Below are 23,373 nucleotides of genomic sequence, written 5' to 3'. Positions count from 1 at the left end.
ACGTGGCGTCAACGGGCTTGGGGTCACCGGGCGTGGCGGGCCTGTTGCGCCCGCACGCGGGGAGTTTCGCCGCCGTCGTCGCCCTCCAGGTGATCGGCGGCATCGCGGGCCTGGCGCCGCTGCTGGCGGTCGCCGAGCTGGGCCGCACCCTGCTGGCGCCCGGCCCGGCCGACCACGCCCACGCCTGGGCCGTCGTGCTCGCCGGCGCGGCCGGCCTGCTGGTGCGGCTGCTGTTCACGGCCGCGTCGTCCGGCATCGGGCACCTCCTCGACGCCCGGGTGCAGCTGTCGTTGCGCCGGCTGCTGGCCGAGCGGCTGGGGCGGGTGCCGCTCGGCTGGTTCTCCCGGCGCGGGACCGGGGAGCTGGCCAAGGTCGTGGGACAGGACGTCAGCGCCGTGCACCCGCTCATCGCCCACTTCCCCGGCGAGCTGACCTCCGCGTTCGTGGTGCCGCTGGTCTCGCTGATCTACCTGTTCACCGTGGACTGGCGGCTCACGCTGATCACGATGATCCCGGTGGCGCTGGCGGTGGCGCTGGTCCCGCTGATGATGACCCCCCGGCGGCAGCGCGAGGAGAAGGAGCTCGACGCGGGCATGGGACGGATCTCCAGCGCCGCCGTCGAGTTCGTGCAGGGCATCGCGGTGGTCAAGGCGTTCGGCGGGGGCGAGCGCGCCCACCGCGCCTTCCGCACCGCCGCCGAGGACTTCGCCGGCACGATGAGCCGCTGGGTGCGCGGCCTGTCGAGCATCGCCGCCGGGATGCAACTGGCCCTGTCGCCGCCGTTCGTGCTGCTGGTCGTGCTGGCCGGCGGCGCGGCGCTGATCACGGACGGCTCCATGGCCGCGCCGGACCTGCTGCCCTTCCTGCTCCTGGGCCTGGGACTGACCGCCCCGGTGGCGGCGCTCGGGCACGGCTTCGACGACCTCCAGGCCGCCCGGCGCGCCCTCGGCCGGATCAGGGACGTGCTCGCGGTGCGCCCGCTGCCGGAGCCGGCCCGCCCGGCCGAGCCCCGGGGGCACCGGGTGGAGCTGCGCGGCGTCCACTTCGGCTACGAGGCAGACGGCGGGGCAGGCCACAAGGCAGACGGCGAGGCAGGCGGCGAGGCAGGCCACGGGGCCGATCACGAGGCCGGCCAGGCCCCCGGCCGCGAGGTGCTGCGCGGCATCGACCTGGTGCTGGAGCCCGGCACGATCACCGCCGTCGTCGGACCCTCGGGCAGCGGCAAGTCCACGCTGGTGCGGCTCCTGCCCAGGTTCTTCGACCCGACCCGCGGCTCGGTCCTGCTGGGTGGCGTGGACCTGCGCGAGCTGCGCAGCGCGGACCTGCACAGGAAGGTCTCCTTCGTCTTCCAGGACGTCCGCCTGCTGCGCGCGTCGGTCGCCGACAACATCGCGCTGGCGGTGCCGCACGCCGCCCCCGGCGACATCCGGCGCGTCGCCGCGCTGGTGAACCTGCACGACCGCATCCTCGAACTGCCGCACGGGTACGACACCGTGATCGGCGAGGACGTCAAGCTGTCCGGGGGAGAGGCGCAGCGGATCGCGATCGCCCGCGCGCTGCTCGCCGACACGCCCGTGCTGGTGCTCGACGAGGCCACGGCCTTCGCCGATCCGCGTACCGAGCAGGCGGTGCGCCGGGCCCTGGCGGCGCGGGCGGAGGACCGTACGGTGCTGGTCATCGCCCACCGGCTGGAGACCGTCGCCGACGCCGACACCGTCGTGATGCTGGAGGGCGGGGCCGTCGTCGAGCACGGCAGCCCCGCCGAACTGCTGGCGCGGAACGGGAGATTCGCCGCGTTCTGGCGCTCACACCACTCCGCGACCACCGAAGAGGCCGGCGCCGGCGACGGCGTGCGGCGAGGGGACGAGCTGCGATGATCCGAATGCTGCTGCGCCTGCTGGGCCCCGCCTACGCCCCGCCGCTGCGCCGCACCGTGGCCCTGATGACGGCGGCGGCCGTGGCCGAGGGGTTGTCCTACGCCCTGCTGGTCCCCGTGCTGCGGGCGCTGCTCGGCGGCACGCCCGCCGACGCCCGGCCCTGGCTGATCGCGTTCGGGGCCGCCGTCGCGGGCTACGCGGCGCTGCGTTACGGCAGCGACCTGGCCGGGTTCCGCGTCGGGACCGCGCTGCTGCGCGGCGTCTACCACCGGTTCGGCGACCATCTGGCCCGGCTTCCGCTCGGCTGGTTCACCGCCCGCCGCGTGGGAGAGGTGTCGGTGCTGGCCAGCGAGGGGGTCCTCCAGGCGATGGGCGCGGTGGCGCACCTGCTGGGGCCGCTCATCTCCGCCGGCGTGACCCCGCTGACGATCGTCGTCGTGCTGCTCGCGTTCGACCCGCTCATGGGGCTGGCCGCGCTGGCCGCCGTGCCGGTCGTGGCGCTGGTGCAGGTCTGGACGGGCCGCTCGACGGCCGCCGGGGACGCCGAGCGCGCCGAACGCGGCGACGAGGCCACGGCGCGAGTCGTCGAGTACCTCCAGGCCCAGCCGGTGCTGCGGGCCGGCGGGCGGACCGCGGAGCGCTTCGGCGCGCTCGACGACGCGCTGTCCGGGCTGCACCGGGCCGCCCGCCGCTCCGCGCTGTCGTCGCTGCCGGGCGTGCTGGGCCTGACGTTCACGGTGCAGGCGGTGTTCACCGCGCTGCTCGCCCTGGGCGCCTACCTGGCGCTCGGCGGGGACGCCGGCGCGGCGGAGGTGCTGGCGATCCTGGTGCTCGCCGCGCGCTGCGCCGACCCGCTGCTGTCGCTGGCGCATCTCGGCGGCTCGGCACGCGCCACCCGCCACATGCTGGCCAGGCTCGACGCGGTGCTGCGCACCGAGCCGCTGCCCGAGCCCGCCGAGCCCGTCCATCCGGCGGGCCACGGGCTGGAGTTCGACTCGGTCACCTTCCGGCAGGGCGGCCGCACGGTGATCGACGGGCTGTCGCTGTCGGTGCCGGAGGGGCGGCGGCTGGCCGTCGTGGGGCCGTCGGGCGCGGGCAAGAGCACCCTGCTGCAACTGATCGCGCGCTTCCACGACGTGGACGGGGGCGCGGTGCGCGTGGGCGGCGCGGACGTGCGCGCGATCGGCGCCGAGGCGCTGATGGCCCGGATCGCCATCGTCTTCCAGGACGTCTACCTCTTCGACGGCACGATCGAGGAGAACGTCCGCCTCGGCCGTCCCGGCGCGACCGAGGCCGAGGTCCGGGCGGCGGCCACCGCGGCCCGCCTGGACGAGGTCGTCGCCCGGCTGCCCGGCGGATGGGCGGCCAACGTCGGCGAGGGCGGCGCGCTGTTGTCGGGCGGCGAGCGCCAGCGGGTCTCGATCGCGCGGGCGCTGCTGAAGGACGCGCCCATCGTGCTGCTGGACGAGGTGACCTCCGCCCTGGACCCGATCAACGAGGCGGCCGTGCACGAGGGCATCGACCGCCTGATGGCGGGCCGGACGGTGGTGATGGTGGCGCACCGGCTGAAGACCGTGCGCCGCGCCGACCACATCGTCTTCCTGGACGGCGGCCGCGTCGTGGAAGCGGGCTCCCACGACGACCTGCTGCGCCGCCACGGCCGCTACGCCGAGTTCTGGAATCTGTCCCTGACCCCGTCCGGGCCCGAGTGAGACACCCGGGTGACGTCGTCGAGCAGCAGGTCGAGCAGGTCGGCCCGGCGCTCGGAGTCGTCGCCCACGGCCGGCAGCACGATGCTGCGGCCCAGGCGGGGGAGCCGGGCCTGCATGGCACGCGGCCCCGGCCATCCCCCGCCGGGGCCACGGGGTCAGCGTTCTGCGGCGAGGGTGATGCCGAGGCCGATGAAGAGGGTGCCGGTCGCGGCGTCGATGCGGCGGCGGACCGCCTGGCGGGCGCGCAGCCAGCCGCCGATCCGTCCCGCCAGCACGCCCACCGTCGCGTCGGCCAGGAACTCCAGGATGATCAGCACGGCGCCGAGGATGGCGAACTGCAACCAGACGGGCCCCGCGGCGGGATCGATGAAGTGGGGCAGGAAGGCCACCATGAACGTGAACGTCTGCGGGTTGGCCATGGCGGACACGACCCCGTTCAGGTAGGCGCGCCGTCCCGTCATCCCGCCGCCGCCCGGCTCACCGGCCTGCGCCTTCTTGCGGTTGCGCACCATCTGGACACCGAGATAGATCAGGTACGCGGCCCCCGCCAGCCGCAACACGGTGAACACGACGGGGAACGTGGTCAGCAGCACGGCGAGCCCGGCGGCGGCAGCGGCGACGTAGATCGCGTCGCCGGTGATCACGCCGAGCGTGGCCAGCAGCCCGGCGCGGGCGCCGCCGCGCAGGCCGCACCCCAGCACGAACAGCATGTCCGGCCCCGGGGTGACCAGGGCGACAACAGTGGTGGCCGTGAACACGGCGAGCAGATGTGGATCAATAGGCACCGGGCGATTGTGCCATCTCCGGCATCCCCCGCGTCCGGGGGTGCGCGGCGCACTATGGCGGCGGGCATGACGGTCTGCGCTAGGGTGCACAGTGCATGACGAAAGGGGAACCATGGCACGGCGTCCTGACCTGGTCGGCCTCACCGTGCTGGCCATGTTGTCGGTGCGCGCCGGCCACCCGTACGAGCTGCACCGCTTCATCGTCGACACGCACAAGGACTACGTGACGGGGCTGCCCAGGAGCCTCTACCACGCGGTCGAGCGGCTCGCGGGCGAGGAGCTGATCACGCCCGTCGAGACCAGCAGAGAGGGCCGCAGGCCGGAGCGCACGGTCTACGAGATCACCGACGAGGGCCGCCGCGAGCTGGCGACCCGGCTCCGCGCGCTGCTGGAGGATCCGGGGCAGGAGCGCCGCACGTTCACGGCGGCCGTCTCGCTGATCGGGGTCCTGCCGGTGCCGGCCGCGCTGCAGGCCCTGCGCACCAGGGCGGCGGCGCTCGAAGGGGCGCTGGCCGGGATGAGCGGGCACCTGAAGGCCATGAAGGACAGCGGCCTGCCCGACGCCCTGATGATCGAGGTCGACTACGAGCGGGCGCTGAGCGAGACCGAGCTGACCTGGGTGCGCGGGCTCATCGCGCGGCTGGAGTCGGGCGAGCTCGGCTGGCAGGGCACCCTCCGGCGCGAGCTGCTGGAGCAGGTGCTCGGCGAGCCGTGATATTCTGATCTTCACCGCTGAAGCCTTCTCGGCCGGGCCGCCGCCCGCCGGGGAGGCTTTTTTCATGCCCGGAAACGACCGGGCTCGACGCCGGCGGCGCCCTCTCCGCGCGCCGCCGTCCGTCACACACTCTCCACCTGACACGAGGAATTCAGCATGACCACATTCACCTGTACGGCGGCGTCGGCGGGCACCTGGCGGCTCGGCGACCTGACGGTCAACAGGATCGGGTTCGGCGCGATGCGCCTGACGGGCCGGGTCGCCTTCGGCTCCGGCGTCACGGGCGACCGCGAGCGCGCCGTCGGCGTGCTGCGCCGGGCGGTCGAGCTCGGGGTGAACCACATCGACACGGCCGCGTTCTACTTCTCGCCGCTGCTGTCGGCCAACGAGCTGATCAACCGGGCGCTGTCCCCGTACCCGGACGATCTGGTCATCGCCACGAAGGTGTGGGCGGGACGCGACCCGTCCGGCGAGTGGTGGTGGGCCGAGCCCGGGCAGCTGCGCGGCCAGGTCGAGGAGAACCTGCGCCAGCTCGGCCGCGAGCACCTCGACGTGGTGAACCTGCGCATCCCGAGGAGCGCGCGGGACGGCTCGATCGCCGAGCATTTCGGCGCGCTGGCCGAGCTGCGCGCGGCCGGGCTCGTCCGGCACCTCGGCGTCTCCAACGCCACCCCGGCGCAGCTGGCCGAGGCGCGGGCCGTCGCGCCGGTGGTCTGCGTGCAGAACGCCTTCGGCATCGGCGCGCCGGCGTCGGAGCGGGAGCTGCTGCGGATCTGCGGCGAGCAGGGCATCGCGTACGTGCCGTTCTTCGCGATCGCCGGCGCCGGCCGCGAGGCCGGGGCGGGCGCGGCCGAGGACGAGGCGGTCCTCGCCGTGGCCCGCGCCCACGGGGCCACCCCGGCCCAGGTCCGGCTGGCCTGGACGCTGGCACAGGGCCCGCACGTGCTGGCCATCCCGGGCACCGGCGACCCCGCCCACCTCGCCGAGAACGTGGCCGCCGGCGGGTTGCGGCTGTCGCCGGAGGAGCTGACCCTCCTCCAGGACGCGGGCATCCCCGCCCCCTGACCGCACGCCGCCCCCTGGCCACGCCCCTGAGCGCGCCGCCGGCCCCGGCCCCTCGGGGCCGGCGGTCACCAGGCGAATCCGCCGACGTAGCCGCCGCCCCGCCAGACCACCCTGTGGGGGTAGGCGCCGCCGGCCGCCGGGGTGAGGCCGACGCGGAGCAGCTCGTGCTCCGCGCCTCCGCACGGCCGGTTGCCGGCCACCCAGTCGCTCTCGTTGTCCTTGCCGGCCAGGAGATGCCGGCCCGACCGGTCCAGCGCCATCGAGACGATCTCGCCGCAGCTCAGGCTGAGCACCGTGGCCACCCGCCGTTCGCCGTCGTACAGGAGCAGCTGGCACAGCCGCTCCAGAGCCGTCGCCGCCCTGGTCCGGATCGCGGCCCGTCTCTAGATGGGCCGGCGCGCCTCCTGCCGTCGATATCCGTGGGCATGGAAGGCGGCTCGGCACATGAGCAGGACCAGCGCGAACGCCGGCAACCAGGCCAACCGGGCCGACAGCCAGGCCGGACCGTCCGGGACGGTGTGCAGACCCGGCAGGGTCCGGCCGGTGAGCAGACCGAGCGCGGTGACCGCGATCATGGCGGTCTGGTGCCACAGGAAGATCGTCATCGCGGAAAGGTTCGCCAGCGCCACGAACGCCCAGGCGGCGGGCCGCGACAGTACCCGGCGGAGCGGGCCGAGCAGCAGCAGCGCCGCCCCGCACTGGGCGAGACCGAAGGTGACGGCCGCGATCGTGGGTGGGGACTGGTTCGAGATCCGGGCACCCGGGACCCCCACCATGGAGGCCGGGTACCCGCCCCACAGCACGAGCGCGGCCGTGGCGGCGGTGCCGCCGAGCAGCAGCGCCCACCCGGTCGCGCGCGTGCGCAGGTGGCCGCGGGCCCAGGCCGCGCCCAGGCAGTACGGCACCAGCCAGCCCGCCGCCAGGTTGACCCAGCCGATCCAGGCGGGCCCGCCCAGGCCGAACCGGACCAGGTCGACGAAGGCGACCGTGGCCAGCGGCCACCCCGGGTGCAGCCGGGTGACCAGCGGGGTCAGCGCCGTCAAGGCGGCGAAGAGCAGCAGGAACCACAGCGGCGACCACACCAGCTTGGCCAGCGCGTTCACGGTCGCCGGATCCGCTCCGAGGGCGAGCATCACCGCCGCCGCCAGGCCCCAGAACGCCGCCACGGCGGCGACCGGCCGGAACAGCCGGGCCATCCGCGTGCCCAGCCATCGCCCGTAGGTGAGGTTCCCGCCCCGGGCGCAGGCGTGACTCCTGGCGGCCACCTGCCCGCCCACCAGGAAGAAGAGCGCCATGGTCTGCAGGATCCAGGAGGCGGGGGCGAGGTAGGGCATGTGCCGCAGCGGGCTGCTAACGCGTACGGTCCCGCTCTCGGCGACCAGCGCGGTCACCAGCCAGTGACCGAGCACCACGCCGCCGATGGCCATGGCTCGCAGCGCGTCGAGAGCACGGTCGCGGCCGGCCGGGGTTTCCGCCTCGACGTGCCGGGCGAGCTCAGAGAACACCGCGAGCCTCGGCAGCGGGCTGTCCGGAGACGATGCGGGCGATGTTCGCCAGCGACGGGGAGCCGGCTCGGAAATAGTCGCTGTGCCCGCCGTCGCCGGCCGGGAAGACGCGGGCGCCGAAGCCCGCGGAGATCGGGTCGGCGCCGAATCCGACGGTGACGAACGGCAGGCGGAGCCGCGTGTGCGGCACTTGGGCGACCCAGTCACGGCTTCCCCGGCCGGCCCAGACGGTCGCTGGGGTGCGCAACGCGCCGGCATCCTCGGCGGTGACGCCGGGGCTGCCGATCAGCACGATGCCGGCGACGTCCAGCCCCGGCGCGGCCCGGCCGCAGACCACGCTGCCGTAGGAGTGGCAGATCAGGGTGATCCGGGCCGCGGCCTTGAGCGCGGCCAGCTCCCGTACGAAGGCGCGCAACGCCGGCGCGGCCTCGTCGGCGCGGCCGGCGGTGAGCGCCGCCAGGCTGACCGTGCGGGGGGTGCGGTAGCCGAGCCAGGCGATGACCGCGGACCGGCCGCCGAGCGCCTGGCTCAGTCGCAGCGCGCCTGCGCGCAGGAGCCCGTACTTGTCCAGGTGGGTGTCGCCGCCGGGAACCAGCACGGCGATGCGCCCGGCCGCCGCCAGGTCGCCGAAGACCTCGACGGCACGGCCGCCGTCACGGCCGTCGAAGGACAGCAACCGGCGCGCGGGATCGGCCATGGCGCGCAGCATCGCGGCCCGCCGCCGGTGGCCGTGGCCGGCGGCCATCCGCTCGGCGGCCACGACATCGCCACGGACGGCGGCGTAGCGTTCGGCCAAGGCCGCAGGGGTCGCCACCCGTGGCGGGGACCCGGTGGCGGGGACGGGAGCGGGGACGGCCGCTGGACGCGCCGTCCCCGTCACCGGCACCGCCACCGCAGCGGCGATGGAGGCGGCCAGCAGGCAGCGGCGCAGACGGGACACATTGACGTGGATCACCCGATCGACGGTGTCGCAGGCCATGCCTGCGACACATCGGACCGCCGTCGGCATTCACGGTGGTACCGGTAGCCCCTGGTCGTACACCCGTGGTCCGATGCCGGGTTTCGGACGCGCCGTTACGATTTCGGTCATGCACGTGACACCGCCCCTGCCACCGCTGAAACGGATCCCACCCGGCGCGTGGACGGTCATCGCCTGGTGGGCGGGCCTGGTGTTCACCTTCCTCATCCGCATCAGGCTCCCCGGCGAGTCCGGCCCCGCCAAGCTGGCCGGGCCGTTCTTCTTCCAATGGGACGGACTGGCATACCTGGCGGTGGCCACCGTGCTGGCACACGGCGCCGGTGTCCTGCAGCGCCGGCGACCGCTGCCGGCGCTGGGGCTGCTGCTCGCCGCCGCAGTCCTCGCGTGTGTGCCGCTGGGTGTGGGCGAGATTCCCTTGGCGCAGTTCCTGGCGGTCGATGCCGCTCTGTACTTCATCGCGGCCGAACACGCGCGCCGGACCGGGATCATCGCCCTGCTGGGCGCGCTCACCGTGCTCGCCGGCTATCTGACCACCCGGCTGCTGCTCGGCTGGCCCACCGGCACCTCGGCGGAGCTGGCGGTGGCCATGACGGCGGTCATCGCCTGGCTGGTCGGCCACTCGATACGCCAGGCTCGCGAGCACGCCGACACGCTGGTCGCCACGGCCACCGCCCAGGCCGTCGCCGACGAGCGCCTGCGCATCTCGCGGGAGCTGCACGACACGGTCGCCCACAGCATCGGCGTCATCGCCCTGCAGGCCGGCGCCGCCCGCCGGATCATCGACACCCAGCCGGGCCGGGCGGGCCAGGCTCTCGGAGACATCGAGACGGTCGGGCAGGAGACGCTGTCCGGTTTGCGTCGCATGCTCGGCGTCATGCGTCACGGCGAGCAGAGTCAGCCCTTCGATTCGCCGCCCGGCCTGTCGGACCTCGACAAGCTCGTGGCGACGACGGCGGATGCCGGTGTCCACGTCGAGGTGCGCCGGCTGGGCGAACGACGCCCGCTGCCGGCGGAGATCGACGTCTCGGCCTACCGCATCATCCAGGAAGCGATCACCAACGTGGTGCGCCACGCCGGCACGAGCCGGTGCCGGGTGTCGATCGACTACCGGGACGACGAGCTGGCCGTCGAGGTCCTCGACGAGGGACGCGGCCCCCGCCACACGCCAGAGGGCGGTTATGGCCTGGTCGGGATGCGGGAGAGAGTCAACCTCCTGAGGGGCGGCTTCTCCGCCGGACCGTGCGCCGAGGGCGGCTTCCGGGTCACGGCCCGCCTGCCCCTGACCGCCGAAGCGCGATGACCGTCCGCGTCGTCCTGGCCGACGACCAGCCGCTGATCCGCGCCGCCCTGCAGATGGTCATAACCGACGCCGCCGACCTCGAACTCGTCGGAGAGGCCGCGACCGGGCTGCAGGCCGTCCGGCTGGCCGAGGAACTGGACCCCGATGTCGTGGTGATGGACATTCGCATGCCCGTCATGGACGGCATCGAGGCCACCCGGCTGATCGCCCAGGGCCCCAGCCGGGCCCACGTCATCGTCTTGACCACGTTCGACGAGGACGACTACGTCTACGGCGCGCTCCGCGCGGGCGCGTCCGGATTCCTCGTCAAGGACATGGCCCTGGACGACATCCTCACCGCTGTCCGGGTCGTGGCCGCCGGCGACGCCCTGATCGCGCCGGGCGTCACCCGGCGGCTGATCGAGGCGTTCGCCGATCGCCCCGCGCCCGATCCCGCACCGCGGGAGCTGGCGGGCGTCACGGAGCGCGAACGCGAGGTCCTCACCCTGATCGCGCGCGGCCTGACCAATACGGAAATAGCCGCCGACCTGGTCATCAGCGTCGCCACCGTCAAGGCGTATGTGGGCCGGCTGCTGAGCAAGCTCGATGCGCGCGACCGGGTTCAGCTCGTCATCCTCGCCTACGAGGCGGGCCTGGTGTCACCGTCGAGGTGATCGAATGGCAAGCAGTCGAAGCGGCGTCAGACGATTTCGAGGTTGGCCATCATGCCCATGTCCTCGTGCTCGGCGTTGTGGCAGTGGAAGAGGTAACGGCCGCGGTAGCCGTCGAAGCGGGTGATGATCTCCGCCGACTCGCCCGGCCGCAGGGAGACGGTGTCCTTCAGGCCCGCGTCGTGCGGCAGCGGCGGGCGGCCGCCGCGCGAGAGCACCCGGAAGCCGGCCAGGTGCAGGTGGACGGGATGGTGCACGTCCGCGACCAGCCGCCACACCTCGACGTCGCCCAGCCGGGCGGTGACATCGGTGCGGGCCGGGTCGAACGGCAGCCCGCCGATCAGCCAGCCGTGGCCGCCGCGCATCCGCCCGGCGCGGAAGGAGAAGTCGCGCACCCGCACGGCGTCCGACCGGCGCCAGTCCGGCAGGTCGGTGGAGAGGGTACGCGGCACGCGGCTGTCGTCGGCGGCCCGGCGCGCGACGCGGAAGGCCATCACGTCCCGCGTACGGCCGGAGCCCAGCCGGTTGACCAGCCTGACGAGGCCGCCCACGGGCACGCCGGAGAAGTCGACGATCACGTCGTACCGTTCGGCGGGGGCGATCGGCAGCAGCCGGTGGGTGACCGGCGCGGCGAGCAGCCCCTGGTCGGCGCCGATCTGCACCAGGTCGAGCCGGCGCCCGTCGTCGGTGATCGCCTCCAGCTCGTAGTGACGGGCGTTGGAGGCGTTGAGCACGCGCAGCCGGTAACGGGCCGCGTCGGCCTCGTGCACGGGCCAGGGGGCGCCGTTGACCAGGATCACGTCTCCGAGGACCCCGGCGATGTACGGCTCCCGCACGCCCGGCCGGTCGCGCAGGGCGGGGTCGAGCGCGGGATAGTCGAGCGTGCCGTCGGCGGCGAAGGCGCGGTCGGTGATCAGGAGCGGCAGCTCGCGCGGGCCGGCGGGCAGGCCGAGGTCATCCTCGGCGTCGTCGCGGACGATGTGCAGCCCGGCCAGGCCGCGCCAGATCGCGGGGGCGGTGAAGTCCATGCGGTGGTCGTGGTACCACAGCAGCGCCGGCCGCTGGTCCAGCGGGAAGGTGTAGTCGCGGGTCAGCCTGGTCACCACGGCGCGCGGGTCGTGCATGACGTGCCCGGAAGGCGTGCCGTGCCCGGAAGGCGTGCTCTGTCCCGGGGGAGTGCCGTGCCCGGGGTGCGTGCCGTTCGCGTGCGGGCCCTGGTGCGGGTTTCGCGCCGGGTGGGCGCCGGGGCCCGCGGGCGTGACCGCCTGGGGCCAGCCCTCGGGCAGCACCAGGTCGGTCGGGTAGCCGTCGGAGTCGGCCGGGGTCCGTCCGCCGTGGAGGTGCACGACGGTCGGCACGGGCAACGCGTTGCGGTGCGTCACGGTGACCGGCCGGCCGCGCCGGGACTCGATCGTCGGGCCGGGGAAGGCGCCCTCGTACGTCCACAGCGGCGTCCTGATCCCGGGCAGGATCTCGGCGCTCGCCTCGCGCTGGGTGATCTCGTACCGGTCGGCGCCGCCCGAGGTGGCGACCGGCCGCAGCACGGCGGGGATCGGCAGCGGCACCTGGAAAGGCGGCGGCAGCGGCACGGCGCTGCGCAGCTCCGCGCCGGTGAAGGACGGGCGGCGGGCCAGCGCCGCCGAGGCCGACAGCCCGGTGGTGGCCATCAGGCCGAGCGCCCCGCCGATGCCCAGCAGCCGCCGCCTGCTCATTCCCGGCCGCTCGCGCCCCTCGTCCTGCCGGAGCCCCTCGTCACGCCCGCGCGCCTCGTCACGCTCAGGCCGCTGGTCAGGCTCGGGCACTGCGTCAGGCTCGGGCATCGCGGGCCTCCCGCCGCAGGAGGGGCCGGCGCCAGACGGCGACGAACTGGACGACGAGCGCGGCGATGGTCATCACGCCCAGCGGGACGTGCAGCCACAACGCCCCGTCCAGGCCGGCGAAGTACTGCACCGTCTCGGCCGCCACCACCCCCGCCGTGGCCACGAACGGCCCGGCCCGGCGCAGCCGGACCCAGACCGCGACGGCCACGATCGCCTGCGCGTACCCGATGGAGCTGGCCACGTCGGCGCCGAGCCCGTGCCAGCGCAGGCCGTCGAAGTCGCCGCTCAGATAGACCCCGGCGAACACCGGCTGGGCGACGATCGCCGCCAGGTGCGCGCTGACGACGGCCTGGAAGACCCGCCCGATCGGCCCGGTACGGCGCGCGGCGGCGGACGGGGAACGGCCCTGCTCCTCCGGCCGCGCCGGCTTCCCGCCGCCGGCGCCCTGAACGGGGGTGAGCATGAGAATCCTCCTCACAGTGAGGTCGATGGACGAACGCTCCCGACGGTATGCCTCGTGAGCTATCTTGTCTAAGATCAATATCGCTATGACGTTATGCTCCGGGAGGCATGATGGAGCTGAACTCGCTCAGGCAGTTCCTGGTGGTGGCCCGGCTGGAGCACCTCAGCCGGGCGGCCGACGAGCTGCGCGTCGCCCAGCCGTCGCTGAGCCGTACCATCGCCCGGCTGGAGAGCGAGCTGGGCGCGCCGCTGTTCGACCGCAGCGGGCGGCTCCGGCTGAACGACGCGGGCCGGCTCTTCCGCGACCACGTCGACCGTGCCCTCGGCGAGCTCGAAGCCGGGCGGCGCGCCGTCGCCGCGACCGCGAGCGGGGGAGCCGGCACCGTGCGGCTGGCGTCGGAGACCTTCCTCACGCTCACCGGGCCGCTGGCGGCGTACAAGCGCGCCCATCCGGCCGTCGAGATCCAGCTCCACTGGTCGCCCGCCGAGGACATGGCCCGCCGCCTGCGGGCCCAGGACGTCGATCTCTGCGTCACCTCGCAGCCGATCCACGCGGCGGGGCTGGAGTCGGCGCGGTTGTTCGAGGAGGCGGTGGGGGTGGCCATGCGGCTCGATCACCCGCTCGCGGGGCGCGCGTCCGTGAGCGTGGACGACCTCGCCGATCAGCCCTTCATCACCGCCCGCAAGGGGCACTGGATCCGCCGGCTGCTCGACCGGCTCTTCGCCGCGCGCGACCAGGCGCCGAGGATCGTCTGCGAGAGCGACGAGCCGAGCGCGATCGCGGAGCTGATCGGCGCGGGGCTCGGCATCGGCCTGGTGCCCGCCTTCGCCCTCCGGGGCGCCCCGCCGGGCGCCGCGCCGGGCGGCGTCGCCTGGCTGCCCGTGGACAGCCCCGACTGCCGCCGTACGGTCACCCTGCACTGGAGCGCCGACGGCCACCTGCCGACGGCCGCCCGCCTGATGCGCGCCACGATCACCGGCTGGGACTGGAGCCCGGGCGCCTGACGCCCGCTCGCCATGGGAGAGGCGGGCGGGCGTGGCGTCGTCGTTCAGACGCCGCCGGGCGTGGACGTGCGGCCCGTCGTGCCCTCGGCCTCCGCCTCGGGCAGAGGCCCGGCATCGGGGTCGCGCCCGGCGTGAGCGCGGGCGGCGGCGATGGTGGCCCGGCCGGAGGGCACGCGGGTGGCGATCGCGATCACCGCGATGGCGGCCAGCCCGGCGGCGATGAGTATGACCTGCACGCTGACCACGTCGGCCAGTGGGCCGAACACCGCCATCCCGATCGGGGTCGCCATCGCCATCACGATGCCGACGTAGCTGAACACGCGCCCGTGCATGGCCGGCTCGACGGTCTCCTGGATCAGCGTCATGAACGGCGTCGAGAACGGCGGCACCAGCAGCCCGAACACGAACATGAAACCGAAGAACACCCACAGGTTGCCGCTCAGGCCGAGCGCCACGGTGACCAGCCCGAAGCCGTAGACGGCGACCAGGATCAGGCCGATCGGGCTGCGCCTGGCCAGCACCGTGGACATCAGCACGCCGCCGAGCATCATGCCGAGGCTGAAGGCGATCTCCAGAGTCGCCAGCATCCACTCCTCGCTGCCGAAGGTACGCGCGACCAGCAGCGGCGTGACGAACGAGGGCGCCACGGTGAGCAGGAAGATGACCGCGTACACGATGAGCAGCCAGCGCACGATCGCGTGGGTGCGGATGTAGCGCATGCCCTCGGCCAGGTCCTGCCGGTAGGAGGTGGTGGACTCGGCCACCCGCTCCAGCGTCGGCACGGCGACCAGGGCCAGCAGGCCGATCCCGATCACGGCGGTGACCACGTCGAGGAAGAAGACGGGGACGAGCCCGTACGCGTTGAAGATGACGGCGGCGGCGGCGGGGGCGAGCAGGGCCATCGCCGACTGGATGGTCTGGAAGATCCCGTTGACGCGCATGAGCTGCTCGCCGGGCACGATCTGCGGGATCATCGCCTGCACGGCGGGCGTCTGCACGCCCGCGCCCAGCGAGCGCACCGCCACGGCCAGCAGGACGATCCACAGGTCCTCTACGCCGTTGGCCATCAGCACCGCGAGCAGCAGCGTCGCCCCGGCGATGATGGCGTCGGCGGCCATGACCAGCACCCGGCGGTTCATCCGGTCGGCGAGCACGCCCCCGAAGATCGACATCAGGCCCTGCGGCAGGAACGCGGCCACCGCGTAGAGGGCGATCGCCAGCCCGGACCGGGTCTCCAGCGTCACCCACCACATCACGGCGTACTGGACGATCATCGAGCCGAACAGCGACACGGTCTGCCCGGTCAGGAAGAAGGCGACGTTGCGCCGCCATCGGGTGGTCGCGGTCATCCGGTGCCGCCTCCGCTCGCGGTGCGGGTCGCGTCGTGGACCCGGTCGCCCGGCGCGGACTCGTCGCGGGCGCGGGCACGAGTGCCGGCCTGCTGGCTCACGAGCGCTCAACTCCGATCATATGAGCGATACAGGGGGATCTGGGGGCCAAGGCACTCTACCGACCAAGAGCTAGGGCACCAAGCCAATAAACGCCACCCGTGCGAACACGGACGAACACGGACGAACACGGACGAACACGGACGACGGTGCGTGCCGCGGTCAGCGCAGGCGGGCGGCGATGAGCCGGATCGCCCGGCGTACGACCTCGGCCTGCGCGGGGCTCAGCCCGTCGAGGAAGGAGTCGAGCTGCCGCAGGTCCAGCTCGCGCGCGTCGGGCCCGAACTCGCGGAGCAGGTGCTCCACGCTGTAGTCCGCCAGCAGCTCGGCCAGCGGCCCGACGCGGGGGTCGGCGGGGTCGGCCTCGGCCAGCTCGTCCATCCTGCGGTAGAACTCGCGCCCGGTGGCCAGGGCCGCGGGATCGGCGGCCAGCGCGTCGAGCAGGCCGAAGGCGCTCTGCCGGTCGGGCCCGGTGGACAGGCCGTCCATCAGCAGGAGCAGGTCGCGGTCCCAGGCCGCCGCCTTGGACGCGGGCGCCTGCACCTGGCGCAGGACGGCCAGCAGGTCGGGGGAGGCGGTGTCGTCGGGGCCGAGCATCCCGTCCTCGGCCCGCCGCAGGATCTCGGCCAGGCGGGCCCGCCGCTGCCGGATCTCCCGCTCCTGAGCGGCCAGGTCGGCGTCGATCTCGGCGAGGATCTCGGGCAGCTCCCTGGACCGGTCGGCGGCGATGACGTCGCGGGCCTCGTCCAGGCTCAGGCCGAGCGCGACCAGGCGGCGCACGCGGGCCAGGGCGACGGCGTCGCGCATGCCGTATTCGCGGTAGCCGTTGGCCAGGCGCGGCGGCTCCGGCAGCACGCCCTGGTGGTGGTAGTGGCGCACGGTCCGGGTGGACACCCCGAGCAGCGCGGCCAGCTCTCCGATCCGCATGCCACCCAGTAAAGACCTTGACGCGGCGTCAACGTCAAATCGGCGGGCGCCGCCGCCGTCCGGCTTGACCCTGACGCAACGGCAACCTTCCAGCATGGCGCCCATGAACACGACACCGACCCGCGAGCCGGCGGGCGACCTGCGGCACTTCACGATCTCCCACGACGGCGTCACGATCCCGGTGTGCCGGGGTGGACAGGGGCGGCCGCTCGTCCTGTGCCCCGGGCTGCACACGACCCAGGCCGGCCTGCACGAGCTGGCCGCCCTGCTGCGCCGCGACCACGACGTGGTGACCTTCGACCTCAGGGGCCACGGCCTCGCCTCGCCCGCCGGCCGGTACTCCTTCGAGGCGTTCCGCGGCGATCTGACCGCCGTGCTGGCCGACCCCGGACGCCTCGGCCTGGACGCGGCGCCCCTCCTCGTGGGCTACTCGCTGGGCGCGGACCTGGCCGTGCACCACGCCGCCGAGCATCCCGGCACGGTCGCCGGGCTCGTCCTCATCGACGGGGCCAACCCGGTGCCGGAGCCGTTCGTCACCGAGGACCTCCTGCCGGGGTTCCGCGCGATGTGGGAGGAGCAGGCCAGGCGGCAGGAGGCCGAGCGGGGCACCGCGCGGCAGGTGCTGCTCACCGCGCAGGACGTTCTCGAGCTGAACGTCGAGATCGACGCGGTCCGGGCGCGGATCCTCGCCCGGTACCGGGAGATCGACCTGCCCATCACCATGATCATGTCCACTTCGATGGCCGGCGAAGGCGGCGACGGGCCCGCGGCCCGGTTCAACGACAACTGGCGGGCGGGCGTGGCGCGGCTGGTCCGCGAGCAGCCGCGGATCGCCGCACACTGGATCGAGGCCGACCACGGGCTGGTCTTCACCCATGCCCCCGACGTCGCCCGGATCATCCGGGGTGCGGCGGGCGGCCACGGCGGACGTCTGGCAGGCTGATGCGATGCTGACCATTGGCGAGCTGGCGTCATACGCCGGGGTGACGGTGCGGGCGGTGCGGCACTACCACGCCAAGGGGCTGCTGCCCGAGCCGGCGCGTGACCACTCCGGCTATCGCCGCTACGACGCCGCCGCCGTGGTCGAACTGATCAGGATCCGCACCCTCGCCGAGGCCGGAGTGCCGCTGGCGCGGGTGCGGGAGCTGCTGCGCGCCGACGAGAAGGAGTTCGCCGCGGCGATCGCCGACATCGACAGGCGGCTGCGGGCGGAGATCCGGCGGCGGCAGCGGCACCGCGAGCGGATCGCCCGTCTCGCCGCCGGGGACGGCCTGGCGCTGCCTGCGGAGGTGGTCGACTATCTCGACCGGCTGCGGGCGCTCGGCATCGACGAGCGGATCGTCCGGGCCGAACGCGACGGCTGGATCCCGCTGGCCGCGCACTCGCCGGAGCGGGTGCCCGAGTGGATGGCGCGCAAGCGGGAGCAGCTCGCCGACCCGCGGCTCGTCGGCTTCTACCGCACGCTGGGCCGGGCCCTCGACCGGACGGACGATCCCGGGCTGGAGGGGCTGGCCGACGAGCTGGCCGCGTACATCAGCGGGCTGGCCGAGGAGAGGGGCGAGGACTACGTCGACGACACCGACATCGAGCCGGCGCTGGCCGAGCTGATGGACCGGCTGGCGTTCGGCACGGTGCCGGCGGCCCGGCGGCTGATCGAGCTGCTGGAGCGGCGCGGCTGGACCGGGTGGACCAAGCTCGAACGCGTGGAGCCCGCACCCCGCTACGAATGACGGTGGGCCGGGGAACCGCGCCGGGCCGGGCGCCGGCCGGAGGCGGCCGGCGCCGGATCGGCGCCGGACTGGGGCGGGGTCAGGGCCGGGCCGGGGCCGGGGTCAGGGGCGGTGTGCCCTGAGCCAGAGGTCCACGAGGGCGTCGGCGTAGTCGGCGGTGAGCGGGCCCGAGCGGTGCAGCCAGCGCTGGTAGAGGGGCGCGTACAGCAGCTCCAGGGCCAGGTCGAGGTCGGCGTCGGCGGCGATCTGGCCGGCCCGCTGCGCGCTGCGCAGCCGGGCCTTCTTGGCCTCGTCGACCGGGTCGGCCAGCCGCTCGCGGTACTGCGCCGCCAGGTCGGGATCGTTGATGATCTCCGTGTTGAGCGCCCTGATCGGCGCCTCGAACGCCGGATCGGCGAACTCCGCCGCCGTCGCCCGCATCACGACCTTGAGATCGGTCTCGATGTCGCCGGTGTCGGGCAGGGCCATGCCCGCGTCGGGCGTCTCGCTGAGGGCCAGGAACGCGTCGAACACCACCGCGCCCTTGGACCGCCACCAGCGGTAGATCGTCTGCTTGCCCACGCCCGCCCGCGCGGCGATGGCCTCGATGGTCAGCTTGCCGTATCCCACCTCGGAGACCAGCTCCCTGGCCGCGGCAAGGATGGCCTGGCGGGAGCGCTCGCTGCGGCGGGCCGGGTCGGGTCGCTTCGGCATGCGGGTCAGTGTAGCAGACAGACGAGACGAGACGTTCCGTCTTGACAGGTGGTGGCGGCGGGGTCCAGAGTGAGGGCACTTGCAGCGAGACGCTTCGTCTCGTCTCGTCGCTGCCCGTCAACCGAGAAACAGGGAGAGAACCCTTGACCCGAGTATGGTTCATCACCGGTGCGTCCCGGGGCCTGGGGCGGGCCTTCACCGAGGCGGCGCTGGCCGCGGGGGACCGGGTCGTGGCGGCGGCCCGCAACGTGGAGCCGCTGGCGGAGCTGGAGCGCGAGCACCCCGGCGCGCTCGTGCGGCTCGCGCTCGACGTGTCCGACCGCGCCGCCGTGCGGGAGGGCGTGGACCGCGCCGCGGCCGCGTTCGGCAGGCTCGACGTCGTGGTCAACAACGCCGGGACGCTGCTGTACGGCATGGTCGAGGAGGCCACGGAAGAGCAGCTCAGAGCCCATTTCGACGTCAACTTCTTCGGCGCCGTCTGGGTCTCCCAGGCCGTGATCCCGCACCTGCGCGCCCAGGGCTCCGGCCACCTCCTCCAGGTCACGTCGATGGGCGCGGGCGGCGGCTTCGCCTCGACCGGCATGTACGCCGCGGGCAAGGCGGCGCTCGACTCCGTCAGCGAGGCCCTGGCCATGGAGGTCGAGCCGTTCGGCATCAAGGTCACCATCCTGCAGATGGGCGGCTACGACACCGGCCTGTTCACCACCGGCACCACGGCGACCGAGCCCGACCCCCGCTACGCGCCCCTGCGCGCCAAGCTGGCCGAGATGTGGGGCGAGGACGCCGGCCCCGATCCGAGCACCGCCGCGCCCGTCATCATGGAGCTGGTCGGCCTGGCCGACCCGCCCCGGCGGCTGATCGTCGGCAGCGTCTCCTACGACCTGGTGCGGCAGATGGAGGCGGCCCGCGCCGAGCAGTACGCCGCCTGGGAAAGCCTCAGCCGAATGGCGCCGGGCTGAACCGCCGCAAGGCGCCGGACCGAACCGCGGCGCGCAACCGGCCGAACGACGCCTGGCGCAACCGCCGAATGGCGCCTGGCGCAACCGCCGAATGGTGCTGGGGCGCGAATGCGAATAAATGAGTGGCCCGGCCGCCGCGCCGCCCATTATCGTCGAGGACAACGAGAAAGCGCGGGGCGGGACCCGCCCCGCGCAAACCGAGGAAAGGCCAGACATGCGCATCGCAGCCGCCGCCCACGAGCCCGAACGGCGTCACCGCCGCCGTCTCGCGGTGCTCGGCCGCGCCCTGCTCGGGCGGGCTTCCGGATAATCCCCGCAACGGATTCCCGGAGGCCGCCAGGTGCACACCAGGCGGCCTTTCCCTTTCCCGCCCGAAATTCCGGGCCCCGCTTTTCGACAACTCCACAGCGGAACACCATGGGCTGATGGTGAAAAGGCATCACACCTGCCTTGCAAGCAGGAGTTCGGGTTTCGAGATCCCGTCGGTCCACGCCGCCGCAGAGGCCGAATCGGCAAGGCAGCCGGCTTCCACCCGGCAGGACGGGGTTCGAATCCCCGCTGCGGCTCTCAGGCGTCCGTGGCCCAATGGCAGAGGCACCGGCCTAAGGAGCCGGACGGTGCGGGTTCGAATCCCGCCGGACGTACGCGCCCCGTTGGTCCAGCGGTCAGGACGCCCGGCTTTCACCCGGGAAATCGCCGGTTCGAGTCCGGTACGGGGTACTTCATCGCGGCCTCATAGCTCAATGGAGAGAGCGCCGGCCTACGAAGCCGGGTCTGTTGCAGGTTCGAATCCTGCTGGGGCCACTTTTCGCCGCGGAAATGCCGTGCCCGACCGGGGACCACGGCTGCCCGCGCACGTTCGGCACAGGCCGTCGTGTGCCGGTCGCGGCCCTTCGGGCGGGCGCGATCACACCGAGACGAACGGCTCCGTCAGATGCGGCGTCGCCAGGTACAGCCTGGTGGCGGTCTCGCGGCCGAACATGCGCTTCCTCGAGTGCCTGGCCGCCTCGGGGTCGAGCTCGTGCGCGTAGGCGAGGTCGGGGTGGAGCAGCTGGAGCGCGTGCACCAGGAGGTCGCCGGTGACGAGCGCCAGCTCCCGCCCGTCGGCGACCAGCACGCTCTGGTGCCCGGGCGTGTGACCGGGCGTGGCGACCGCGCGCCCGGCACGCAGCGGTGTGTCCCCGTCGAGGAGCCGGAGCCGGCCGGCCGCCTGGAGCGGATCGGTCAGGGTCGCGCGGAGCCGCGGGTTGAGCGCGTCGAGGGCGTCGAACTCGGCCCGCTGGAGCAGGTATTCGGCGTTCGGGAAGTAGGGACGGCGCTCGCCGGGCGAGGCGTCGCCGCCCGCCGACGGGACGGCCGCCTCGGTCACGACCGCCCATCCGACGTGGTCGGTGTGCAGATGCGTGAGCACCACGGTGTCGACCTCGGCCGGGTCGATGCCCGCGGCGGCGAGCGAAGCGGGGAGCACGCCGGGCACGGGCGCCCACGAGGCGGCCGGGCTGTCCGCGGGGCCGATCCCGGCGTCCACCACGGTGACGCCCCTGTCGCCGCGGATCGCGTACGCGCGGAACTGCAGCCGCCAGCGGCCCTCCGCGTCGACCGCGCCCGGGTCGTAGCGGTCGGCCTCGGCCCACTGGGCGGCCGTGGCCTCGGGGAACGCCTCGGCACGCGGGGAGAAGAACGGCCCCTCGCCGTCGGCGAGGGCGATGATCTCGGTCGAGCCGAGCCGGAGGCGGGGGACGCTGAGGGGCATGACCGCGATCCTGCCATGCCATGTCCGCAGGTGATGACACGTCCCCCACCGGCTCCTGAACGCGTCGCGCTCGCGACCCCGGCCGGCCTCCAGCTCTTGCACGCGCTCTTCCAGTTGCCGGATCCGCTGCGCGCCTTCGTCGCTCGTCCCCTCGCATGGTCAGGTGCCCCCGGCATTCGGGCTGACCAGCTCCTCACCGCGCAGGGCGCGCGCGGATGGCGGCGTTCGGGAGGCCGATCAAGCCGACTTGACAGGGTCGGCGGGATGTGTGCGTAATGATCGCCGCGTCGCGTGTCGCCGGCCGGGGAGACGGCGGGGGCATGGAGGCGCCGGATCAAAGGGGATGACGCCATGGCCACTCACACCATCGGTCGTGCCTGAGCACACCGGGCCCGCGCGTCCTCCCATGCCCGCGCTGGTGTCGTAGACACCCGCGCGCCGGCATGCCCGCGCGGGTCGTCCCATGTCATCGACACCCGCAAGGAGATTGATCACCGCATGCCCATGGACTTCAACCAGCAGGTCATCGACGAGTTCCGCGCCAGCAAAGGGCAGGTCGGCGGCCCCTTCGAGGGGGGCAGGCTGCTCCTGCTGACCACCGTCGGCGCCCGGACGGGAACCCCGCGCACGACGCCGATGGGCTACCTGCCCGACGGCGACCGCCTCCTCGTCATCGCCTCGGCCGGCGGCTCTCCCCGGCATCCGGCCTGGTTCCACAACCTGCGCGCCAACCCGCAGGTGACGGTCGAGGACGGCATCATGACGTACCAGGCCAAGGCCGTCGTCCTCGAAGGCGAGGAGCGCGACCGCCTGTTCGCCCGCGCGGTCGAGGTGGACCCGGGCTGGGCCGCGTACGAGAAGAGGTCGGGCCGCACCCTGCCGGTCGTGGCGCTGGAGCCGATCGACGCCGGGCCGCCCTCCGGCCGCCTCGGCGACGCGCTGATCACCATCCACGACGCCTTCCGCAAGGAGCTGGCCCTGATCCGCCGCGAGGTCGCCGCCTCGGGGCCGCGCCTGGCCGCCCAGCTCCGGGTCAACTGCCTGACCATGTGCCAGGGGCTGCACACACACCACTCGCGCGAGGACGGCTTCATGTTCCCCTCGCTGGAGAACCGCCACCCCGAGCTGGCCCCCGTGATGGCACGGCTGCGCGCCGAGCACGAGGTGATCGCGCGGCTGCTCGGCGAGCTCCAGGACCTCCTGGCCGCCGACGACGTCGCCCCGCCGGACCTGCTCGCTGAGGTGAACCGGCTCACCGGGGAGCTGGAGGCCCATCTGGACTATGAGGAAGAGCAGCTCGTCCCGCTGTTGAACTGATCTTCCCTGGGTGTCTCTGTGGCAGAAGGGACAGGTGGGACGTATGCTGATAGTGCGTCCGGGCCCGGCGCCACAGAGATCCCACCGCCCGCAGTTGCGTGCGCTGACCACTCTCCTCACCTTGCCCACCACCGGAGTCGGCCGGCCGCCGCACGTGCGGACAGCCGATCAGGTCAGTGAGGTCGTGCGCCGCGCAGGCGGTCCGCGTGGTCCTGCTGGTTCTTCAGGGCGAGTGACAGGAACCTCTCGATCACCGACAGCTCCGCCAGGCTGAACCTGCCCAGCTCCACGCGGGCGTCGTCGAGGACGGGCCCCCAGATCTCGGCGCTCACCTGCTCGGCCCGCTCGGTCAGATGAACCAGGACGCGGCGCCGGTCGGCGGAGTCGCGGCTGCGCCGGGCGAGGCCGGCCTGCTCCAAGCGGTCGATGACGGTGGTCATGGCGCCTCCGGTGAGCCCCGCGGCCGTCGCCAGCTCGCTGGCCGTCAGGGGCCCGCGCGCGCTCAACCGGCTCAGGCACCGCAGATCGGTGCGGTTGATCCCGAGGCGGCGGGCGGCGCGCTCGTCCATGACGTCGGTCGCGTCCTGCAGATCCTGCACAGCCTTGGTGACGGCTTCGATCAAGGTTTGCTTTGACAATCTAACCCTTAGAAATCTAAAGTTTTCTTCGCC

23 protein-coding genes and 5 tRNA genes are annotated in these 23,373 nt (G+C 73.7%); 16 read left to right on the top strand and 12 right to left on the bottom strand.

The window, feature by feature from the left end:
* The first annotated feature begins 32 nt into the window (after window positions 1-32).
* Together IO39_RS22750 and IO39_RS22745 are read left to right on the top strand one after the other, a co-directional pair.
* Window positions 33-1,877 (top strand): ABC transporter ATP-binding protein, encoded by a 1,845-nt coding sequence (locus IO39_RS22750; RefSeq protein ID WP_245642147.1) that lies wholly within the window; start codon window positions 33-35, stop codon window positions 1,875-1,877.
* Window positions 1,874-3,589: an ABC transporter ATP-binding protein gene (locus tag IO39_RS22745; RefSeq protein ID WP_043626686.1), complete on the top strand. Its 1,716-nt coding sequence runs from the start codon at window positions 1,874-1,876 to the stop codon at window positions 3,587-3,589. Before IO39_RS22750 ends, IO39_RS22745 begins: the two co-directional genes overlap by 4 nt.
* Here the strand turns inward: IO39_RS22745 and IO39_RS54670 are convergent.
* Window positions 3,541-3,705, bottom strand: a complete 165-nt coding sequence (locus IO39_RS54670) for a hypothetical protein (RefSeq protein ID WP_157548770.1) — start codon at window positions 3,703-3,705, stop codon at window positions 3,541-3,543. The genes IO39_RS22745 and IO39_RS54670 overlap by 49 nt on opposite strands.
* A gap of 39 nt (window positions 3,706-3,744) precedes the next feature.
* Window positions 3,745-4,374 carry a LysE family translocator gene (locus tag IO39_RS22740; RefSeq protein WP_043626682.1) on the bottom strand — a complete coding sequence of 210 codons (630 nt, stop codon included), beginning with the start codon at window positions 4,372-4,374 and terminating at the stop codon, window positions 3,745-3,747.
* 112 nt (window positions 4,375-4,486) lie between these two features.
* On the opposite strand from IO39_RS22740, the gene IO39_RS22735 reads away from it, so the two are divergent.
* A complete protein-coding gene (locus IO39_RS22735) occupies window positions 4,487-5,089 on the top strand; it encodes a PadR family transcriptional regulator (protein ID WP_043626679.1) in 603 nt (200 codons plus the stop codon).
* Between the two features lie 156 nt (window positions 5,090-5,245).
* Window positions 5,246-6,154, top strand: a complete 909-nt coding sequence (locus IO39_RS22730; RefSeq protein WP_043626676.1) for an oxidoreductase — start codon at window positions 5,246-5,248, stop codon at window positions 6,152-6,154.
* Window positions 6,155-6,219: 65 nt separating this feature from the next.
* Here the strand turns inward: IO39_RS22730 and IO39_RS22725 are convergent, their stop codons facing one another.
* The 3 genes from IO39_RS22725 to IO39_RS22715 form a co-directional block, all read right to left on the bottom strand.
* Window positions 6,220-6,456 carry a hypothetical protein gene (locus IO39_RS22725; RefSeq protein ID WP_043626675.1) on the bottom strand — a complete coding sequence of 79 codons (237 nt, stop codon included), beginning with the start codon at window positions 6,454-6,456 and terminating at the stop codon, window positions 6,220-6,222.
* An 81-nt stretch (window positions 6,457-6,537) separates the two neighbouring features.
* On the bottom strand, window positions 6,538-7,659 hold the full coding sequence (locus IO39_RS22720) for an acyltransferase family protein (RefSeq protein ID WP_052423230.1): 1,122 nt from the start codon (window positions 7,657-7,659) through the stop codon (window positions 6,538-6,540).
* Entirely contained in the window at window positions 7,649-8,638 is a 990-nt protein-coding gene (locus tag IO39_RS22715; RefSeq protein WP_052423229.1) for an alpha/beta hydrolase, read from the bottom strand. The genes IO39_RS22720 and IO39_RS22715 overlap by 11 nt, the downstream gene beginning before the upstream one ends.
* A 109-nt stretch (window positions 8,639-8,747) precedes the next feature.
* Between IO39_RS22715 and IO39_RS22710 the strand changes: the two genes are divergently transcribed.
* Together IO39_RS22710 and IO39_RS22705 are read left to right on the top strand one after the other, a co-directional pair.
* Window positions 8,748-9,938: a sensor histidine kinase gene (locus IO39_RS22710; RefSeq protein ID WP_043626672.1), complete on the top strand. Its 1,191-nt coding sequence runs from the start codon at window positions 8,748-8,750 to the stop codon at window positions 9,936-9,938.
* Window positions 9,935-10,591 carry a response regulator gene (locus IO39_RS22705; RefSeq protein ID WP_043626668.1) on the top strand — a complete coding sequence of 219 codons (657 nt, stop codon included), beginning with the start codon at window positions 9,935-9,937 and terminating at the stop codon, window positions 10,589-10,591. Before IO39_RS22710 ends, IO39_RS22705 begins: the two co-directional genes overlap by 4 nt.
* Before the next feature lie 26 nt (window positions 10,592-10,617).
* Here IO39_RS22705 and IO39_RS57910 read toward each other — a convergent pair whose 3' ends face one another.
* Window positions 10,618-12,408, bottom strand: coding sequence for a multicopper oxidase family protein (locus IO39_RS57910; protein WP_245642146.1), 1,791 nt, complete (start codon window positions 12,406-12,408; stop codon window positions 10,618-10,620).
* Window positions 12,395-12,871, bottom strand: a complete 477-nt coding sequence (locus IO39_RS22695) for a hypothetical protein (RefSeq protein WP_052423228.1) — start codon at window positions 12,869-12,871, stop codon at window positions 12,395-12,397. The genes IO39_RS57910 and IO39_RS22695 overlap by 14 nt, the downstream gene beginning before the upstream one ends.
* A 107-nt stretch (window positions 12,872-12,978) precedes the next feature.
* On the opposite strand from IO39_RS22695, the gene IO39_RS22690 reads away from it, so the two are divergent.
* Window positions 12,979-13,875 carry a LysR family transcriptional regulator gene (locus IO39_RS22690; RefSeq protein WP_245642144.1) on the top strand — a complete coding sequence of 299 codons (897 nt, stop codon included), beginning with the start codon at window positions 12,979-12,981 and terminating at the stop codon, window positions 13,873-13,875.
* Between the two features lie 44 nt (window positions 13,876-13,919).
* On the opposite strand, the gene IO39_RS22685 is transcribed toward IO39_RS22690, so the two are convergent.
* A complete protein-coding gene (locus tag IO39_RS22685; RefSeq protein ID WP_043626656.1) occupies window positions 13,920-15,224 on the bottom strand; it encodes an MFS transporter in 1,305 nt (434 codons plus the stop codon).
* Between the two features lie 261 nt (window positions 15,225-15,485).
* Entirely contained in the window at window positions 15,486-16,250 is a 765-nt protein-coding gene (locus IO39_RS22680) for a MerR family transcriptional regulator (RefSeq protein WP_043626653.1), read from the bottom strand.
* 103 nt (window positions 16,251-16,353) lie between these two features.
* Between IO39_RS22680 and IO39_RS22675 the strand changes: the two genes are divergently transcribed.
* Both IO39_RS22675 and IO39_RS22670 read left to right on the top strand, forming a co-directional pair.
* Window positions 16,354-17,193, top strand: a complete 840-nt coding sequence (locus IO39_RS22675) for an alpha/beta fold hydrolase (protein ID WP_245642142.1) — start codon at window positions 16,354-16,356, stop codon at window positions 17,191-17,193.
* Between the two features lie 4 nt (window positions 17,194-17,197).
* Entirely contained in the window at window positions 17,198-17,980 is a 783-nt protein-coding gene (locus IO39_RS22670) for a MerR family transcriptional regulator (RefSeq protein ID WP_043626909.1), read from the top strand.
* Between the two features lie 102 nt (window positions 17,981-18,082).
* Here IO39_RS22670 and IO39_RS22665 read toward each other — a convergent pair whose 3' ends face one another.
* Entirely contained in the window at window positions 18,083-18,673 is a 591-nt protein-coding gene (locus tag IO39_RS22665) for a TetR/AcrR family transcriptional regulator (RefSeq protein WP_043626650.1), read from the bottom strand.
* Window positions 18,674-18,816: 143 nt separating this feature from the next.
* Between IO39_RS22665 and IO39_RS22660 the strand changes: the two genes are divergently transcribed.
* From IO39_RS22660 to IO39_RS22635, 6 genes are all read left to right on the top strand, one after another.
* Window positions 18,817-19,632: an SDR family NAD(P)-dependent oxidoreductase gene (locus IO39_RS22660; protein WP_043626647.1), complete on the top strand. Its 816-nt coding sequence runs from the start codon at window positions 18,817-18,819 to the stop codon at window positions 19,630-19,632.
* A 419-nt stretch (window positions 19,633-20,051) separates the two neighbouring features.
* A tRNA-Ala gene (locus IO39_RS22655) sits at window positions 20,052-20,122 on the top strand.
* A 4-nt stretch (window positions 20,123-20,126) separates the two neighbouring features.
* Window positions 20,127-20,198, top strand: a tRNA-Gly gene (locus IO39_RS22650).
* Window positions 20,199-20,203: 5 nt separating this feature from the next.
* Window positions 20,204-20,276: transfer RNA gene (locus IO39_RS22645), tRNA-Leu, on the top strand.
* Window positions 20,277-20,279: 3 nt separating this feature from the next.
* Window positions 20,280-20,352, top strand: a tRNA-Glu gene (locus tag IO39_RS22640).
* Between the two features lie 9 nt (window positions 20,353-20,361).
* Window positions 20,362-20,436: transfer RNA gene (locus IO39_RS22635), tRNA-Arg, on the top strand.
* A gap of 103 nt (window positions 20,437-20,539) precedes the next feature.
* Here IO39_RS22635 and IO39_RS22630 read toward each other — a convergent pair.
* Entirely contained in the window at window positions 20,540-21,385 is an 846-nt protein-coding gene (locus IO39_RS22630; RefSeq protein WP_043626646.1) for an MBL fold metallo-hydrolase, read from the bottom strand.
* Between the two features lie 498 nt (window positions 21,386-21,883).
* On the opposite strand from IO39_RS22630, the gene IO39_RS22625 reads away from it, so the two are divergent.
* On the top strand, window positions 21,884-22,702 hold the full coding sequence (locus tag IO39_RS22625) for a nitroreductase/quinone reductase family protein (protein ID WP_043626644.1): 819 nt from the start codon (window positions 21,884-21,886) through the stop codon (window positions 22,700-22,702).
* A 173-nt stretch (window positions 22,703-22,875) separates the two neighbouring features.
* On the opposite strand, the gene IO39_RS22620 is transcribed toward IO39_RS22625, so the two are convergent.
* The gene (locus tag IO39_RS22620; RefSeq protein ID WP_043626641.1) at window positions 22,876-23,325 is read right to left on the bottom strand and encodes a MarR family winged helix-turn-helix transcriptional regulator; all 450 of its coding nucleotides are present in this window, start codon (window positions 23,323-23,325) and stop codon (window positions 22,876-22,878) included.
* Window positions 23,326-23,373 lie beyond the last annotated feature (48 nt).

The organism is Nonomuraea candida, assembly GCF_000725485.1.
Lineage (GTDB): Bacteria > Actinomycetota > Actinomycetes > Streptosporangiales > Streptosporangiaceae > Nonomuraea > Nonomuraea candida.
Note: the sequence above shows the minus strand (reverse complement) of the source record. Positions and strands in the feature narration are given on the sequence as shown.